14 protein-coding genes and 1 tRNA gene are annotated in these 16,992 nt (G+C 44.9%); 8 read left to right on the top strand and 7 right to left on the bottom strand.

Going from position 1 to position 16,992, the window contains the following annotated elements; translation table 11 throughout:
* Positions 1-474 precede the first annotated feature (474 nt).
* From BP71_RS31140 to BP71_RS31150, 3 genes are all read right to left on the bottom strand, one after another.
* A complete protein-coding gene (locus BP71_RS31140) occupies positions 475-1,962 on the bottom strand; it encodes a hypothetical protein (RefSeq protein WP_496385533.1) in 1,488 nt (495 codons plus the stop codon).
* A gap of 133 nt (positions 1,963-2,095) precedes the next feature.
* Complete coding sequence (locus BP71_RS31145) at positions 2,096-2,773, bottom strand: hypothetical protein (RefSeq protein WP_496385534.1); 678 nt, start codon at positions 2,771-2,773, stop codon at positions 2,096-2,098.
* A 2-nt stretch (positions 2,774-2,775) separates the two neighbouring features.
* Complete coding sequence (locus BP71_RS31150) at positions 2,776-4,044, bottom strand: site-specific integrase (protein WP_496385535.1); 1,269 nt, start codon at positions 4,042-4,044, stop codon at positions 2,776-2,778.
* A gap of 442 nt (positions 4,045-4,486) precedes the next feature.
* Here BP71_RS31150 and BP71_RS31155 point away from each other — a divergent pair, with 442 nt between their 5' ends.
* Both BP71_RS31155 and BP71_RS31160 read left to right on the top strand, forming a co-directional pair.
* Positions 4,487-5,068 (top strand): hypothetical protein, encoded by a 582-nt coding sequence (locus BP71_RS31155; protein WP_496385536.1) that lies wholly within the window; start codon positions 4,487-4,489, stop codon positions 5,066-5,068.
* A 175-nt stretch (positions 5,069-5,243) separates the two neighbouring features.
* On the top strand, positions 5,244-5,705 hold the full coding sequence (locus tag BP71_RS31160; protein ID WP_496385537.1) for an energy transducer TonB: 462 nt from the start codon (positions 5,244-5,246) through the stop codon (positions 5,703-5,705).
* 49 nt (positions 5,706-5,754) lie between these two features.
* Here BP71_RS31160 and BP71_RS31165 read toward each other — a convergent pair whose 3' ends face one another.
* Together BP71_RS31165 and BP71_RS31170 are read right to left on the bottom strand one after the other, a co-directional pair.
* Positions 5,755-6,336: a hypothetical protein gene (locus BP71_RS31165; RefSeq protein ID WP_496385538.1), complete on the bottom strand. Its 582-nt coding sequence runs from the start codon at positions 6,334-6,336 to the stop codon at positions 5,755-5,757.
* 18 nt (positions 6,337-6,354) lie between these two features.
* Positions 6,355-7,146 carry a hypothetical protein gene (locus tag BP71_RS31170; RefSeq protein WP_496385539.1) on the bottom strand — a complete coding sequence of 264 codons (792 nt, stop codon included), beginning with the start codon at positions 7,144-7,146 and terminating at the stop codon, positions 6,355-6,357.
* 157 nt (positions 7,147-7,303) lie between these two features.
* Between BP71_RS31170 and ubiE the strand changes: the two genes are divergently transcribed.
* The 3 genes from ubiE to BP71_RS31185 all read left to right on the top strand — a co-directional run bounded on the left by ubiE (position 7,304) and on the right by BP71_RS31185 (position 8,905).
* Positions 7,304-8,026, top strand: a complete 723-nt coding sequence (gene ubiE / locus BP71_RS31175) for a bifunctional demethylmenaquinone methyltransferase/2-methoxy-6-polyprenyl-1,4-benzoquinol methylase UbiE (RefSeq protein ID WP_496385540.1) — start codon at positions 7,304-7,306, stop codon at positions 8,024-8,026.
* Positions 7,975-8,709 (top strand): type IX secretion/gliding motility protein PorT/SprT, encoded by a 735-nt coding sequence (porT, locus tag BP71_RS31180; RefSeq protein WP_496385541.1) that lies wholly within the window; start codon positions 7,975-7,977, stop codon positions 8,707-8,709. Before ubiE ends, porT begins: the two co-directional genes overlap by 52 nt.
* A 121-nt stretch (positions 8,710-8,830) precedes the next feature.
* Positions 8,831-8,905: transfer RNA gene (locus BP71_RS31185), tRNA-Val, on the top strand.
* A gap of 51 nt (positions 8,906-8,956) precedes the next feature.
* Here BP71_RS31185 and BP71_RS31190 read toward each other — a convergent pair.
* The gene (locus BP71_RS31190) at positions 8,957-10,228 is read right to left on the bottom strand and encodes a T9SS type A sorting domain-containing protein (RefSeq protein WP_496385542.1); all 1,272 of its coding nucleotides are present in this window, start codon (positions 10,226-10,228) and stop codon (positions 8,957-8,959) included.
* A gap of 265 nt (positions 10,229-10,493) precedes the next feature.
* Between BP71_RS31190 and BP71_RS31195 the strand changes: the two genes are divergently transcribed.
* Positions 10,494-11,624 (top strand): thioredoxin-like domain-containing protein, encoded by a 1,131-nt coding sequence (locus BP71_RS31195; protein ID WP_496385543.1) that lies wholly within the window; start codon positions 10,494-10,496, stop codon positions 11,622-11,624.
* A gap of 65 nt (positions 11,625-11,689) precedes the next feature.
* On the opposite strand, the gene BP71_RS31200 is transcribed toward BP71_RS31195, so the two are convergent.
* Positions 11,690-12,847, bottom strand: coding sequence for a Gfo/Idh/MocA family protein (locus BP71_RS31200; RefSeq protein ID WP_496385544.1), 1,158 nt, complete (start codon positions 12,845-12,847; stop codon positions 11,690-11,692).
* A gap of 125 nt (positions 12,848-12,972) precedes the next feature.
* On the opposite strand from BP71_RS31200, the gene BP71_RS31205 reads away from it, so the two are divergent.
* Together BP71_RS31205 and BP71_RS31210 are read left to right on the top strand one after the other, a co-directional pair.
* Positions 12,973-15,072 carry a bi-domain-containing oxidoreductase gene (locus BP71_RS31205; protein ID WP_496385545.1) on the top strand — a complete coding sequence of 700 codons (2,100 nt, stop codon included), beginning with the start codon at positions 12,973-12,975 and terminating at the stop codon, positions 15,070-15,072.
* Between the two features lie 44 nt (positions 15,073-15,116).
* Positions 15,117-16,976: an alginate lyase family protein gene (locus tag BP71_RS31210; protein ID WP_496385770.1), complete on the top strand. Its 1,860-nt coding sequence runs from the start codon at positions 15,117-15,119 to the stop codon at positions 16,974-16,976.
* Positions 16,977-16,992: the final 16 nt, after the last annotated feature.

The following is a 16,992-nucleotide window of genomic DNA, read 5'->3' on the forward strand; positions in this document are numbered from 1 at the left end:
GAATAGAAGGGCTGCACCGTTCTCAACTGGTAGTAGTAACCGTGGCCCAAGGGCATAATGGAGCTTAAGTACGGTAGGCTCCAATAAGACACCGCTCTTAGAGATATCGCAATCTTGTTAGCCAGGGTATGCTGGAAATAGAGGAGACTGAAGGAAGATGATGAGTTATCTGTTATATAGTCGTGATTGAGATTCAGACCAATAAAGGCTGATTTATGGAGATTGGTGCATCAGGGTCATTGGATTTTGTCAGCCTCTTGTAAAAGTTGAATCTTCAATCAAGAGTTTAAAACCAGTTTTCCAGCATGCTTCAAAGATCTGGCCTCGCTCTTCTTATACTTTCGAACTACCACAGTCATTGTTTGCCGGATCTGGTTGCTAGAGGCTCTAAGAACCTCTCTGTCGATAGGTGTAACTTTACCTTCGACAACAGTCTTGAATGATATGCTTTCTCTCTTGCCCATGCTTCGCGTGTTAAAGTAAATTACTGAAATATCGGTAATTCGCCAGCCCTTGCTGCAAAGTTACAAATATATTTTGGTCTATGGCAACGTAACGATCTGGATAGACCGCAAAAATCAACGCGTGCTCACTTATCTCATTGGCTTCTGTTGCGTCAATGACAATCAGGCCGGAGGCGTGGCTTTTATCGCCAACAAAATGCTCTTTTGCGTAGATTTCGGCCACCCAGATAAATTTGGGCATCTTCGTCAAAAGTATAATTTTATGGATATCCTCCGGCATTTCCTCCAAGGCTACGATGTGCTGTTTAAAAGACCGGCTAGAAGTCAGAAAAAAGCGGAAAATAAAGCTGTCTGCAAACTGATAACCAAGAGATTCGGACTTCAATATTTCAAAAGCGAGCTTTTTGGCCACGAAGGCTTCTAGATAGACTTTTGGATACAATGGCACAACCACTTGGTCGATCTCGTAATCCTGCATTACTCCTTCGTTATAATGTTCACCAGGCCTATCGAGTGTAATAAGCCGATAGGGAGCTAAATTGTCATCCTGCACCACATATTCTGCTATAAAGTCGGATGAATAGTGATACTTTATCTGCCTATCGGAATCCTCCTCAATGCGTTGAGTTATTCCGGTGAAATCAGGTTTAGGGGCCTGCTTACCTGTTATTAACACAACGTGACCTAAATCACCTTCATCTGAACTCAGTCCAGCTAATACCGGTATGCCAGACTCGACATACATGTCAATAATATCATTAAAGAACACCCCATACTCGTGTTTGGAATACAGACGAGGACCAAAACCAAATTGTTTCAGAGCGAAAGAAAGATCCTCCATTGTTAGTCCTCGTGCAGGAAGTTGCCGCTGCACGGCTCTCATTTCGAGAGCCTTGATTATCTGAGACGGTAATGCAGGCTTATAATCTGGATATTTATTACCGAAATATTCCATAACGGCCCACAAGGTAGTTTCCGAGCATGTAATTGTTTCATAATCTTGCGAACAATGGGGAAATCCTTCGACTTGTAATTTAACTCCTAAAATGGAGCAGTTTGCAGTATGCTTACATGTCGAAAACCCTTTTTCTTCAAAGGCGTCTGGACTAATAAGCGAACGACCAGTTATCTGCCTGAGTGGACGAAGAATGAAAAATCCCAGAAAATTTTCTTGTAGAAACTTTTTACGATTGTTCTTTAAAAAATCTTCAATAGCGATCTCTTTACCAAAAATAGATATTCTGATACAGTCCCTTTGATACACTCCATGCTTTGAGGCAAAGTAGTGATAGTAACTGTCACGATAAAATTTATCTACATATGGGTATTCTATCACAAAATGTAGGCCATCCCGAAAGATGTCCATGTATTCGGCGACTTTGACCTCCAGATTGCTTTTTTCAAAAATAACCTGCGGAAAATGATTGCCTACGACTTCTGTAAGCACAATTAAAAGATCCTCAAGTTCACAGAATTCATATTCGATATTAGCTGCCATAGCCGATTGCACGTGATAACTAGAAATGTTGCGATATACTCAAAAAACTCGTCAGTAACTAGATCATGTATTACGTATCTGGTTTGTAAGTCACTATAATTAGCTTTTTAGCTATTAGGTAACTAACAGCTGATCAATTAAAAAAATAGGCTTGCATAGCCTTTCGAAGATTATCAGGAATGAGCTTAATTAATTCATTACTTGAAGCTTTCCTTGCCAGCGTAGATATTTCGTAGCTCTTAAAACACGTAAATTGCGATAAGACAATAGCAATACCCAGCTGAGAGGTGGCGATAGCGGTCTCTGATGCTTTTTGATTCTTTACTTCTGAGAATAAATACTTGATCAGTGCCATAACTTTCTGTGGGTCAGTTGCTTCTATGTCGGTTCGGGCGCCAATATATACCGGCTCCATTTTGTAAGATTCATACACATCAATGACCCAATCCAGGCAGACTTGCAACATAATTTTATCGTCTTTTTTTGAACTAAATTGTATTCTGGCGGGAAGAGAAAATTTGAAATATCGTAAAAATTTCTCTTTATCGTCGAAGTGATCATAATGATATTCAAGGCATTCTATTGCTTCCTCAACCGATCCAAAGTAACATAGATAGTTGATGATGTCATTCTGATACCTAATCCTTGTCGGCTTTTCTGGAAATGATAAATGGTAGGGATGAGTTGCCGCTCCAATCTCATACCGAAAATAAGGAGTGAAATCAAGGCTGTCTTGATTCTTAAATCCGAACATTTTCTGAGCTCGTTGAAATTCTGAATATTCTGAGCGATAGTCATTGTCTTCAGCCATAATCATTCATCTTTAAAGCGCTCCTTCCAGATTTCTGAAAGCTGCCGCGCGTACTGTTTTTTAGTTACCTTAATGTATGTTAAAAATGCTTTTTCGGTCCGGTGGCCGGTGATTGCCATGATGGCGTAGGAGGGAGTGCCGGCAAGATACTCATTGGTTGCAAATGATCGCCTAGCGGTGTGAGACGTAATTAACGAAAACTTACTTACCTTTTTCTGCGTCCGGACTTTTCCTTTCTTCTCGATTAAAGCAACATCCTCGCTCAGGTTCGCCTTCTCGCCGATCTCTTTGAGATACTCATTCATCTTTTGATTGGAAATGACCGGCGGCAGGTTGTTCGGTGTCTTGCCCTTATATTTCTCCATCACCTTCCTGACAATCGGGTGGATAGGAATTTCTAAGTATTCGTCTGTCTTGATCGTCTTGGTCTTCAAATATTTGAAGTCAGGAGAGATGTTTTCAGCTTGTATGGCCGTGAGGTCAGAAAAGCGTAAACCGGTAAAACAGCCAACAATGAAGAGATCCCGCACTTTTTCCAGCCTGGGCTCAGCTGATAGGTCTAGCTTCATCAGCAGCTTGATTTCATCCTCGTTAAGATAAATCGAATCAACTTCCTTCCGAGGTGTTGAAAATCGCCGACTCTTGAATTCTATGTTATCGTTTTCCTTCCGCTCGGTCGCCTCGTTCAGAAAGAATTTTAACAGGCCGGTGTGCTTATTCTGCGTGTTCTCATTGTATTTCTTGACCTCCACCATAAACCTTTTGAAATCATGGTAGAAATCGAGTGTAATGTCTTTGAAGGCAATGGTCTTTTTCTTCGTATCGGTCTGATACGCTGTCAACATCTTCAAATGCGAGCGGTAGGTCTTAATCGTATTAGCATTCTTGAATCCCTCGACTGACTTGATATATTTGTTGACGAACTCGATCAGCCCAGGCTTACTTTTCTCGGGAGCTGCTTCATATTTATCAGTCCTTATCTCGCGCTCAAATAGCGGTTTCAGATCGGCAGGAGTAATTGACAGCTTCTGGTAAAGTCGCTGTTGGTATATCTTCTGAACCTCATTTCGCCACCGATCCAGGTTGGCGTTGAGCTCCAAATAGGCCTCATGGCTAGCTTTAGCCTTTTGATTTTTAGCGTCCCAGGATTTGGGCTTGATAAACTGATTTGTAGAAATCACAACCTGCTCGGTTCCATAGCGAAAGTACAAGGATATCAGGCAATTGCCATTTGGTTTTGGCTTTTTGAGATAGTATTTTGTAGTAGCCATTCAGCAGACGACTTGATTTACACAAATCTATCTTAACTGAACTGGTTTACAAAATGGTTTACAACAAAATTACTTTTTAAGGTTGCATGTTACTTGTTTCAATTTTATATATTTGCCATTAACAGCTCATAATCAGAATATTTTAACGAAAAGGTCATGAAAATAGAAATCAAAGGTTCGATTCCGTCCATCACCACAACCACTACAGTTTAACGCCTTGATAATCAATGATTGTCAAGGCGTTTTTGTTTTATCGCGAAATCCCCCGCCGTACTTTCTGATATCAAAGCCAAAACTCGCGGAGCGTTGGATTTCTGGTTTCTATGAGCTGGTAGTGATCAATGGTAACGAGTTTCTGGTTACATCATGCTATGAACGGGGTATAAAGTAACCTAAAACTCCTTATCATTTGAGTTTGTAACCTGTATTAAAGCTCCATCAAATGAAAATATCGAAAGAGCAATTTGCCGATTTCACTGTATTGGTGCTCAGGTGGTATCTGGCCTTTTATATGACATCCTACGGTTGGGCGAAATTGAATGGAGCGCAATTTGGAGTACATGATCCGAAAATACTGGAAAGACCTATTCACGAGATTGACAAGTTCTACATTGCCTGGCATCTATTCAGTCTGAACAAAAGCTTCAATTTTATTACGGGATTGATGGAGTTAATCGGTGCAGGTCTGATCGTAGTTAATCGGACAGTTTTAATAGGGGCGCTCTTTCTCCTTCCGGTACTGGGCGAGATCTTCCTGATCGACCTGGCATTTACCACCAATGTGTTTGGCTTTGCATTACCCGTTCGCTTGGGTGGGATGCTCTTGGCTGACCTTTTGATTCTCTACTATTATCGCGATATCGTCTTGGCCGCATTTCGAACTTTGACCTCTAACATTTCCACAAGATTTTCTTATCAGTGGTGGGTATATCCTATTTTACTGGTTGCCGGATTCTTAACGGATTTTACTTTGGCGCTATTTACGTATCCGATCAAGATGCTACTTAACTGGATAAATTTTTGATCAGCTAGTTGGTAGAGGAAGTGTAGGGACAGTTAAGGGTTTTCACCGGATGCAATTCATAAATATATAATTTAATTATATATTTATGAATTGCAATTACGACCCGCACTTAATGGCTTCAAACATGTCAGACGTCGTCATAATACATGATCCCCCGAGGGCGATATCCTATCGAATGATCAGGAGGATTTTTCTTTCGTCCATCTGGAGTGTTGCTTTTCTTTCACTTACAGCCATACGGTTATATGCAAAATCTCAAAAAGTGTTAACGGCGATTCGAGGTGATTTAAAATCAACAGAGGATACAACCGTCTACGCAATTGTTGAGGTTCAACCCGAATTTCCCGGCGGAAATAGGTCGTTGTTCGAATTTATTCAGTCAACCAGTAAGTATCCGGTCAGTAGGGGAGGGAATAAAACTACCCGCCCTGTGTCGATTCGGTTGCTCATTGAAAAGGATGGAACAATTTCAGATGTTTCGACTCTTCGATCAGAGGGGCAATCTCGCCTGGAAGATGAGGCTAAACGAATTGCGGGTCATTTACCACGATGGCGTCCCGGCTATCACGGCGGTCGAAGGGTAAGGACGTTCACAGTCGTGACGATCTATTTCAAAGGCGGCCCAGATGGAGACTAATATCAGGATGATTCAACTCTGTGTATTAATTGCGTCGGGAATATTATCTTCAAATTCCGAAGACACGCTTGTCTGTGATCAGATGGCGGTGTGTTTCAAGAAATTCGCAGAATGACCGGACCTGGGTTTGCTGATGGGAGAAATCCGTTCCCTGGTCGTATTCTTCCTGATATACATCCTGAAAATCGGTAATGATATACCTCAGGCTACGAACGCCTTTCGTCCGCAAAGCTGGCAGATAAAAATTCTGATGACTTTTGGCGAAATATCCGGCACGGTACTGGCCGGTCGTCTTAATGTCTACCGCCAGCAGTTTTCCGAGCACGTCGACATAGCCGTAAAGCAGGACGTCACCGAGCTGATATTCGCAATATACCTGGGTTTTGAGCATGGGTCGGGGGAGTAATGCCCGTACCTTTGAAAGAATTTCAGGGTCGAATGCCTCCTCTCCAATACCTTTTATCACCGCATCCTCAAATGAAATTCCCCGCGACTGCGCTTCTGTTTGTGGAACGGGTACCCTGTTAATACGGTCGATTAGTGAGGATTCGTCGAGATAGCCGCGCTCATAACGGTCGAAACAGCTAAGCAGACTGGGGTAAAGTTTGTATTTAACAGCGATAGAATTCATCTTAACAATGTTAGGCGTTCAGCGCCTGTGCTTTTGTTTGCCAAATTGGTATGCAATGTAAACCGAAATAAAGCTGAATTTGTCATTCGGTGTGTTGCTGTATGAGTCGCTTTCCTCCGGATTGATCAGGCGACGGCCAGAGGTCGCATCCATTTTATCGGTCCTTACCAGATAGAAGCGGTAATCGACTCCCATTTTCCAATGATTCAACAATACAAAATCCATAGAAGTGCCGATCGGCATGATTCCTTCCCTTGTTTTTCGGATACCTGGCGGGCCATGCGGGGGACCCCAGCGCACGAATAACGGGTTTCGGGCGCTTAGTGAGCTGTTAGTAAACCTCACGACTTCACCGTTATCGAGATCGAATGCATGGGCGGCAAACCAGATTTGTCCGATCCCGCCGTAGAGGTAGCAATGGGCTGCGTCCGGCTCGAAAATGTTGAACTGCTCGATCAGGTCCCATTTTGCAATGCATTCCAGTGTATTGAATTCACTGATAAAGTAGGAATTGAAATAATCCTTTTTCTCTCCGCCTACCTTGCCTGCCATGTAGTCGACCTGCAGTGAAAACTCTTTCCGGAAATTTTTACCGAGCCCGATTCCGAGCACACTCTGCATATCCTGACCGTTCAGTTCTCCGAAAAACTGGGTAAGTCCACCGCGAACCGAAATCTGATAACCCATTTCAGTTTTGCGGTTATAGTCTTTTTTGCCGCTGATCCCGTTGGTGGATGGTTTGCGATACGGCTGAGCAGCAGGTTCGGAAACCAGCACAATCAGAAAAATGAAAAGCAGGGCACTACGCATGCGGAATAATGGTTTAATGGAAGACACGGTTCAGCCATTTAGACGTTCGTTTTGCGATTTGGTCAGCTTTTGTAGAAGGAAATAAGATGAATTTGTCAGAAGCTATAACCGTAAATATCTGTTAGCTTTGTTACTAATTGATTTTACAAGCATTAAAATGAGTGTAGTACCCTATAAAGACAAGGAAGGCACCAAGCGCGAGCAGGTGGCTGAGATGTTCGACAATATTTCGCCAAAGTACGATTTACTCAACCACGTCTTGAGCGCGGGTGTGGATATATACTGGCGTAAGCGGGCCATCCGGCTTCTCAAAAAACAACAACCCAAAGTAATCCTCGACATCGCAACGGGCACTGGTGACTTTGCGATCGAAGCATTGGCGCTAAATCCGGACAAGATCATCGGAGTCGATATATCAGAAGGAATGCTCGCCGTTGGTCGCGAAAAAATAGCCAAACTGGGCAAGCAAGACGTTATTGAGCTACAAAGCGGCGATTCGGAAAGTTTGGGTTTTGCAAACAATTATTTTGACGCGATCATCGTTTCGTTTGGAGTACGCAATTTTCAGAATTTGCTGGCTGGACTGACTGAAATGAACCGCGTGATGAAGCCAGGCGGAACCTGTGTAGTGGTGGAGTTTTCGAAACCCCGCAGTTTTCCCTTCAAGCAGTTCTATAATTTTTATTTCAAGTATATATTACCGATTATAGGAAAGACCGTTTCGAAGGATAGCGCGGCTTACACTTATTTGCCCGAGTCTGTTCAGGCCTTTCCGGATGGGGAAGCTTTTCTGGATATCTATCAAAAAGCAGGTTTCATAAATACCAAATGCATATCACTTACCTTCGGGATCTGTTCAATTTACGTCGGACACAAGTAGTAATAGGCATCCTCGCGCTGCTGATGGCGGTGCAGGAAGTAAAGTCGCAGGGCATCGGATACCGCCGCAAGCACCTCGAATATTATGACGACAAGCCAATCCACTACGGAATCCTGTTTGCAGTACCGTTTACACGTTTTAATATCAGGCACAGTAACGATTTTGTTTCCAAGGATTCGGCCTTCGTGATTCAATCGCCTACCAATGCTGCATTCCGGATGGGTTTTACCATCAATGCCTTTCTGAATGAGCATTTTGATCTGCGCACGACGCCATCGGTTTCGCTGTACGAACGCCATGTAAAATTCAGCTATCCGAATGGTACGGACCGGACTGAGAAGCGGGAATCGACGTGGATAGAAGTACCTCTCTTGCTAAAATACAAATCGGTGCGGAGAGTCAATTCGAGGATGTATATGGTGGCGGGGATGACGTTTGGGATCGAGACAAATGTAAAGCGGAGCAGGGGCGGGGGCCCGGGAGCATTGAATACAAAGTCGAGTGACCTGTCGATTGACTATGGTATCGGATACGAGCAGTTCTTTGAGTTCTTCAAATTCGCACCGGAGCTGCGTTTTTCACATGGATTGACGAATATTCTGATACCCGGAGCGAATTCAGTTGGAAACGGAATCAGCAGGATGAGAACACACACTGTAACGCTCTATTTAAATTTCGAATAGCAGATACTGGTTATGAGGATATTGTAAAAAAAATTAAAATTTTTTTCTGGAATATTTGCAGAGTTCAATTTAGTCGCACATATTTGCACTCCCAAACGACGGGGAAACAAAAAAGAAAAAAGGGAGTTTAGCTCAGTTGGTTCAGAGCATCTGCCTTACAAGCAGAGGGTCGGGGGTTCGAATCCCTCAACTCCCACAGAAGAAAACGCCGGCAAATTTCATTTGTCGGCGTTTTTGTTTATATGTTTTACTTGTTCTTAATTACTTTGTAACTCACTGATCTCCCATTTTTCTTCTTAATGTCTACGATGTACATGCCTGATGTGAGATGTCTCACATCTATTCCCTCTGTTTCAACTTTAGTAGCGGAGTAAAGTACTTGTCCGGAGGTATTAAGAATTTGTACTTGTGCAACATCGATCAGATCATCTGAGCCGAGCTGAATGAGGCTGGCAGTCGGATTAGGATAAACACCGTTGGTCTTGATATTGTCGAAGTTGACGGCAACGATTCTGGAATAGGCGAAGGTATTATCCATGTCCACCATTTTCAAACGATACAGATTAATTCCATTTAAAGGTCTCTCATCTAAAAAGGAATACTGCGCGGTTTGCGAGCTCTCATATTGAGCATCCACAGAACCAAGGGAAATCCATGTCCCTCGTCCGTCATTTTTTTCGATCTGGAAAAGCTTGCTGTTGGTTTCCGATGATGTCGCCCATTGAAGGGTTACTTGGTTTTCGTGCGTCTTTTCCGCGTTAAAGTGAATAAGGGTGACTGGCAACGTCATAGGATAGCAAGCAACGTCGATAAAGGGCTCATTACAATTACCACCTGGGGCGTTGCCGCTTATTTCGTGTCCATGAGATCCATCCGGATCAGGGGTACGAAAGCAGACAAATTTGACTGCACAGTCCGCTAATTTACCGTTATTCATAATAAATACATTTCCCACAGATGGATAGGCTGCTATATTTTGAAGACCATTTAAGGATGTAAGGTTATCATTCACCGCAATGCTTAGCGACTGTGCGTATGTGAGTTTTTCCATACCCGAAAAGTCTGTTATTTCTGTAGAACCGACAGAAAGGCTTTTCCCTATATATTCCAATTTGGATAAGGGCTGCATACTACCGACCTCACTGACATACATCCAAAAAGATTTACCGACGGAGACTAGATTTTCAAGCCCAGTCAGGCTGGATAAGCTATAATTAAGTCCAAATGTCAGATCACCCCCAACTTGTGTAAGGTTTTGCAATCCGCTGAGATTGGTTATAGACGTTCCATTTATAACCAGATCGCCCGCAATAGAGGTGATATTTTGAAGACCGTTCAAGTTTTGAATGGCCTCCCCTGAGATCGCAATCGAGTTGGGTGGGTTTGTACAAGCGGGGTAAGTCGTGTTGAAATTGTCGACTTGCTGTTGTGTCGATAATGTAATGTTTATCATGGGGCATTGAGCCTTTAAAAGAAAAGGAAGAAATATTGCCAATGTAATTTGATAGACCTTTTTCATAGTTTCGGTTAATTCAATAGTTGCTACTAAATTTATACAAAATAATCATTTAAGGTTATGGTGCGTAGGTAAGAGCTTGTTCTAAGTATGTCGTTATTGTTTAATAAAATTCAAGACGGTCTAATATGAGTTTTTATTTCGCAGTACCGCGCGAATTGCCGGTTTACAATTCCCTATTGGGGGAGTATAGATAATTTTATTATATATATTGTTTTATGGTATAATTTTTCTTAGCATTACGCCCTCAATCAAACGCTTATGAGGTATGAAAAACAGTCAGTTAGCTCGCTTTCTCTGCGCTGCCGCCGGGACGTTTCTCTTAATTTTCATGCAGTCAGCCTGCCGGGATGGTGCTCAGGTGGCTATCCGCGGTGACCTGAAAAACGGTAAATCTTATCTGGAAGGAAAGACATTGTATCTGGGCAATCGGGAAACAAAGAGCTTTTTGGATTCTACGGTCATTCAAAATGGGAAATTCGAATTCAATATTAGGACAGGTAATGGATTTGTTCCTTTCCAGGCAGCCATTATGTATGCAACTGGTAATCCCGCCTGGCCTTATCAGTTGATTGGTTATCGGAATCCCTATTTTAAAAAGACTTTCGAAAGTGACTTTTATGCAGAGCCGGGAATAGTGGAACTTACGGTGGATACAATCCAGACAGTCGGTAACGGAAGAAAAATCGCTTCTTTCAAGATTGCCGATATCAATCGCCAGACAGCCGTAGCCTATCGGCATTACCTTTTTAAGGAAAATCCGGAAAACTCCATTAAGATCCGTGACTACAATCGGTCGCTCATTAAAAAGCATCCATATTCTTTGGAATTGCTACGGTCACTCAATTTTAGCAAATCTGCATTCGAAGAGAAGGAAGCCAGATATATGCTGTCTCTTTTTGAACAGGAATTGCAGAGAAACCCGGTTTATAAAGTTGTTAATACTTATCTGAATTACGAAAACAAGACGGGTAGCGACTTTCCTGCCGATATTACCCTCCAAACCTCCGATGATCATTCGGTAAGCAAAACATTGCTTGATTCTTCCAGACATAATCTCTTGGTTTTCTGGGCAAGCTGGTGCGGACCGTGCAGAATGGAAATTCCGCAGATTAAAAAGCTTTACCAGAGCCATGGGGACAGGCTGAATATCGTGAGCATTTCGATCGATAAGGACCAGATATCCTGGAAGAAGGCAATGCAAAAGGAACAAATGCCCTGGAAGCAGTTTTTATTGCCCCTGGGAGAATCTTTCGCGATGCTGGATAAAAAATATGACCTGAAAAGTATCCCGGTATGGGTGCTGATTGATCGTAAAGGGAAGTTGGTTGACAAGCACGTCGGCTATGACACCGATGATCATGCGCTCGACCGGAGAGTCGCAATGCTTCTGGACTGACATACAAGAGCATCCATTTCGGAGGCCGAATGCCGATCGTGAAATGGATGCTTGCCATGCAGCTTCTACAATTCGACGCTCTGCCCACTCTCCGCTGAGCGCAGCCCCGCTTCCAGTACCTGAATGATCTTCAAGCCATCCGCAAAATCCGGCTTGATCTCCGTGTCGTTTTCAATTGCACTCAAAAAATCAACCACTGCATGTACAAATGCGTGCTCGTAGCCGATAATGTGTCCGGCAGGCCACCAGTTGCCAGCATAAGGGTGTATGGATTCGGTTGCAAGGATCGTTCGGAAGCCGTGCTCTCCGGGAAGGTCTTCGTTGGAATAGTACTGCAGTTCGTTCATCCGCTCCAGATCAAAAACCAGGCTGCCCTTGCTGCCATAGATTTCAAATGTAAGCCTGTTTTTACGCCCCGTGGCAAAGCGTGTGGCCTCAAATGACCCTATTGCCCCGTTTTGGAACCGCACCATCATGAGTGCGGCGTCTTCGACGGTTACTTCTCCCATTTCATCACCTTTCGATGCACCCGAAAGGCTACCGGTGGCCGCCTCATCGGCGATGGGACGTTCCTTGATAAAGTTGGCGGTCAGTGAGGACACCGAAACGATGTCTCCCACCAGAAAGTGAGCGAGATCTACGGCGTGCGAATTGAGGTCCCATTGTGGTCCGGCTTGCGCGGTTTCTTTCTTTAGTTGCCAGGTCAGCGGGAACGAGGGGTCAACGATCCAGTCCTGCTGATAAGCGCATCGCCAATGAAATATCCGCCCGATCTTACCTTCATCGATCATCTTTTTGGCGAGCGACACTGCGGGTGTCCTGCGGTAATTGTGATTGAGATAATGTCTGACATTATTTTCCCGACAGACTTTCAGCATTTCGGCAGCCTGCCCGCTGTTCATGGCGAGCGGTTTTTCGCAGAAAATATGCTTCCCCGCTTTCGCCGCAGCCAGCGCTACTTCATAATGTAGGTTTTGAGGCAATGCGATATCTATAATGTCTATGTCCGGCCGGTTGACAAGCTTTTGCCAGTCCGTCTCGGTCTCTTCCCAGCCCCAGTTTTCCGCGAATTCGGAAAGGGACTCCTGATGACGGCCACACGCGACTTTTAGCACAGGAATGGTGGGCGTATCGAAAAACAGCGGAGCCTTTTTCCAGGCATTGCTGTGTGCGCGGCCCATAAATTTATATCCTACTATACCGACATTAATCTGTTTTTTCATTGGGGTTCAAAGTGATTAGGGATTGTATGCTAAACAGGTTTTGTCAAAAGTATTAAATCTTGATGATTGCATTTAATTCGTAAATTTCAATACATGGTATTTGTCCTATAACACACTATATATTCATGAAGCAACTTGTCCAAAACCTTCGGACGGGGAAGACGATATTAATGGAAGTGCCCGTTCCGCTCGTCAAGAAGGGTTATGTGCTCATCAAGACCCACAAAAGTCTTGTTTCTGCCGGTACTGAAAGAAAGCTGATCGAGTTCGGCAAGGCTGGTTTTATCCGGAAAGCCAGGCTGCAGCCGGAGAAGCTCCGGCTCTTTCTGGACAAAATCAAAGCCGAAGGGCTGTTTTCCGCGACTCAATCAGTGCTCCGCAGGCTGGATCAGCCATTGCCGTTAGGTTATTGCAACGCGGGTAATGTGATGGAGGTTGGCGAGGGGGTAGTCGGTTTCAGGGTAGGCGATCGGGTGATCAGCAATGGGCCTCATGCTGAAATAGTTTGTGTGCCTGCGAACCTCGTAGCGAAAATACCGGCAAATGTATCCGATGAGGAAGCCGCGTTCACCGTCCTTGGTGCCGTTGCACTGCATGGAATCAGGCTGCTCGCACCTGAAATGGGTATGAGAATCGCAGTTTTTGGATTGGGAGCAGTGGGATTAATGGCCGTGGACCTGCTTAAAGCGATGGGCTGTCAGGTAATCGCAGTAGAGCCGGATAAGGAGCGGCGCAGGATTGCCGCTGAGAAAGGGGTAGCGACTACCGACCCCTTTCACGCCGAAGTGGCGGATTGGATTTTAGCGAAATATGGGGAAGCAGATGGGGTGCTGATCACGGCATCGTCCGAATCTCATAAAATCATATCCCAGGCAGCCGCGGTTTGCAGGAAGCGCGGTAAAATAGTGCTCGTGGGATCGGTTGGCTTGCATTTGAACCGTGTAGATTTTTATCAAAAAGAATTGATCTTTCAGGTTGCCTGCTCGTATGGGCCCGGGCGTTATGATCACATGTACGAGGAAAATGGGATTGATTATCCGTTACCCTACGTGCGCTGGACGGAGAACCGGAACTTTCAGGAAGTATTGCGGCAGCTTTCGACAGGAACTTTGGATGTAAAACCATTGACCTCGAGAATTGTTCCACTGGCGGAGTACGACCGGATTTATCATCCCGACAAATGTGCCGTGGCAACTTTGATTGACTACGATAGCAAATGCACAACGGACAGCATTGTGCAATGCGGAAAATCAATGGCGATTCAGGGCAAAGTTACGTCGGCGGTGCTGGGGGCCGGGAACTTCGCGCGGATGACGCTCCTACCCGCTTTGAAGGGTAGGAGCGTCAAGTATATCGTCAGTTCGGGAGGACTCAACGCCAAGGATTTAGCTTTAAAATATGAGATACCGTTCGCTGCGACAGACTATCATGAAGTATTGTGCGACCGTGAAGTAAACCTCGTCCTGGTTGCCACGCGTCACGGCGACCATGCCCGGATGGTTATTGATACGCTCAGAGCAGGTAAGCATGTTTTCGCTGAAAAACCACTGGTCATGACACGAGAGGAGCTTGGGAGAATTCAGGAGGAGTTAAAGAATGTGGCAGAGCGCATCACGCTCACTATTGGTTTTAATCGCAGATTTTCTCCGTATATCAGGATGATGCAGGAATTGCTGGGGGATTCGCCTATGCAAGTGGTCGTGACGGCCAATGTGGGTGCGTTACCCGCCGACTCCTGGGTACTCGATCCGGGTCGTGGGGGTGGGCGGATAATAGGAGAGGTCTGTCATTTTATCGATTTAATATCCACCCTCACCGGTAGTTTCGTGACAGAGGTTTGCACGAATGCCCTGCTGATCAATAATTGCCTCAGTCCTGAAAATGTCAGCATTCTTCTCAAGTGCCGGAACGGGTCCGGTGGTGTGGTCAATTATTTTTCAAACGGGAGCAGAAGCTATGCCAAGGAACGGATAGAGATACATTCGTTGGGGAGAACGTTGGTGCTCGATGATTTCAAAGTACTGTATGGCTATGGCTTTCATGGTTTCAGGCGATTGGAGATAGGTTATCAAAAAGGCCATCGGGAACAATTTCAGGCGTTGTTTGAGATGGTGGAGCAAAATGGGAGACCTGTAATGGCGTTCGAAGGAATTGTAAATACAACGCAGGCGACCTTCGCGGCGGTGGAGAGTCTGAAAAACGGCAGCTGGGTAAATGTGGTATGAAAACCTGGCGATGGATTGTATCGGGTTGGCATATCTTATGGCAAATGGGGCTTCGGTATGTGCTGTTTCGGATGATGTATGAGGTCTGCGGAAGATCTGGACTCCTGAGATTGCGGTTCCCGACTTCCGCAACGGAGCGGTCGTGGATCAGCTTGCCGGAATGGCACAGCTTGAAAACTACTTTTTTCTTTGATTCAAAAGAGGACGTAGTTGTTACCAGGCGCCAACATATCGCGCTAGCCGGTAGGGTAACACAGATGAGGCGGGGATATTTCCGGTATTTCAGTTCACAGTGGTTTGAAGTGTCTGATTGGCATACAAACCCTGTCACGGCGTACACGTATCCTGAGCAAATACATTGGACTGCAGTGAAAGATTTTTCGGAAGAAGCGGGCGATATCAAATTTGTTTGGGAGAAATCGCGGTTTACATTCCTTTACGACCTGATCCGCTACGATCACCATTTCCGGGAGGATCAGTCTGATTTTACCCTGTCCTGCATTGAAAACTGGATCGATCGCAACCCCGTAAATTGTGGCCCGAACTGGAAATGCAGTCAGGAAATCGCGATTAGGGTGCTGAACTGGACATTCGCATTGCATTACTACCGGTTATCTCCGGCATTGGATCAGCTCCTTTTAGACAAAATACTGTGCAGTATTTATGACCAGATTCGACATGTAGCGGCAAACATCCGGTTTTCATTGGTGACGGTACGGAATAATCATGTGCTCACCGAGGCTCTGGGGCTTTTTGTGACCGGATTGCTATTTCCCTTTTTTCCAGAAAGTCATCATTGGAAAACAAAGGGGAAGGATATTTTTGAAAGGGAGATCATCGCACAAATCGCAACTGATGGTACTTACCTGCAATTCTCGATGAACTATCATCGCGTTGTTGTCCAATTATTAAGTTGGGCATTGAAGCTCGGCGAGTTGCATGATGAGCATCTTTCACAAGCGGTTTATGAGCGTGCCCGGGCATCATTGTTACTCCTGAGCATCTGCCAGGATCATAAAAGCGGATGGCTTCCCAATTATGGTAACAACGATGGCGCACTGTTTTTTCCATTAAGCGAATGCCATTTCAGGGATTTCAGACCACAGTTGGCGACACTGAGCGCGGTCTTAGGAAAGACACCCGACCACGAGTTAGCCTGGCTGGAAGACGCAGAATGGTTAATGGGCAAGGAGCTATCTGGCATTGGCGAAACACTTAAAGCAGTCGATGACGGCACTTTTGCATTCCCTACGGGAGGTTACTATCTAATCCGGGACAATCGAACGCTCACTTTTCTGCGAAGCGGATCGTATTACAGCCGTCCCTTTCAAGCAGATCACCTGCATCTGGATATTTGGGTCGACGGTCGGAATATCCTTCGGGATGCAGGAACGTGGCTATATAATGCAGACCGGGAATGCACCCGTCATTTCTGGGGAACGGCGGCTCATAATACCGTCACGCTTGGGGACGAGGAGCAGATGCAGAAAAAGCAGCGGTTCATATGGACACATTGGATTACGAATGCCCGCGGTGTGGCATGGCATGCGCGTGATGAATTTGAGATTGAAGCGGTGTTCGAAGGATTCAAACACCTGGGGAAGAACATTATCCATCGGCGGAAGGTGCTCAAGAAACGGAGGAGCTTGCATTGGACTGTCGAAGATTATATGTTGAATGCACCCGTAGGAATGCCGATGAAGCAGCATTGGCATCCTAATGAAGATTTTTTTGAAACGAATGAGATCAGGGCCTTTGACCAAGAGTCGAAGGAAATGTTAATGCATTTGACGGACGGCTGGTATTCTGAAACTTACGGTGAAAAGGCTGTCCTCCAAGCAATACTATTTGAAACAATGGGAAGGTATATCCGAACAGAAATTTCGGTTCGTGGCTCTTTGTAAATCATGAACCGCACGG

The organism is Dyadobacter ginsengisoli DSM 21015, assembly GCF_059568735.1.

What these genes read in the sequence shown, in the direction of transcription:
- BP71_RS31150 (WP_496385535.1), bottom strand. Translation starts at nt 4,044, where the DNA reads ATGGCTACTACAAAATACTATCTCAAAAAGCCAAAACCAAATGGCAAT.
- BP71_RS31145 (WP_496385534.1), bottom strand. Translation starts at nt 2,773, where the DNA reads ATGGCTGAAGACAATGACTATCGCTCAGAATATTCAGAATTTCAACGA.
- BP71_RS31170 (WP_496385539.1), bottom strand. Translation starts at nt 7,146, where the DNA reads ATGCGTAGTGCCCTGCTTTTCATTTTTCTGATTGTGCTGGTTTCCGAA.
- BP71_RS31155 (WP_496385536.1), top strand. Translation starts at nt 4,487, where the DNA reads ATGAAAATATCGAAAGAGCAATTTGCCGATTTCACTGTATTGGTGCTC.
- ubiE (WP_496385540.1), top strand. Translation starts at nt 7,304, where the DNA reads ATGAGTGTAGTACCCTATAAAGACAAGGAAGGCACCAAGCGCGAGCAG.
- BP71_RS31140 (WP_496385533.1), bottom strand. Translation starts at nt 1,962, where the DNA reads ATGGCAGCTAATATCGAATATGAATTCTGTGAACTTGAGGATCTTTTA.
- porT (WP_496385541.1), top strand. Translation starts at nt 7,975, where the DNA reads ATGCATATCACTTACCTTCGGGATCTGTTCAATTTACGTCGGACACAA.
- BP71_RS31195 (WP_496385543.1), top strand. Translation starts at nt 10,494, where the DNA reads ATGAAAAACAGTCAGTTAGCTCGCTTTCTCTGCGCTGCCGCCGGGACG.
- BP71_RS31165 (WP_496385538.1), bottom strand. Translation starts at nt 6,336, where the DNA reads ATGAATTCTATCGCTGTTAAATACAAACTTTACCCCAGTCTGCTTAGC.
- BP71_RS31160 (WP_496385537.1), top strand. Translation starts at nt 5,244, where the DNA reads ATGATCAGGAGGATTTTTCTTTCGTCCATCTGGAGTGTTGCTTTTCTT.
- BP71_RS31190 (WP_496385542.1), bottom strand. Translation starts at nt 10,228, where the DNA reads ATGAAAAAGGTCTATCAAATTACATTGGCAATATTTCTTCCTTTTCTT.
- BP71_RS31210 (WP_496385770.1), top strand. Translation starts at nt 15,117, where the DNA reads ATGGGGCTTCGGTATGTGCTGTTTCGGATGATGTATGAGGTCTGCGGA.
- BP71_RS31205 (WP_496385545.1), top strand. Translation starts at nt 12,973, where the DNA reads ATGAAGCAACTTGTCCAAAACCTTCGGACGGGGAAGACGATATTAATG.
- BP71_RS31200 (WP_496385544.1), bottom strand. Translation starts at nt 12,847, where the DNA reads ATGAAAAAACAGATTAATGTCGGTATAGTAGGATATAAATTTATGGGC.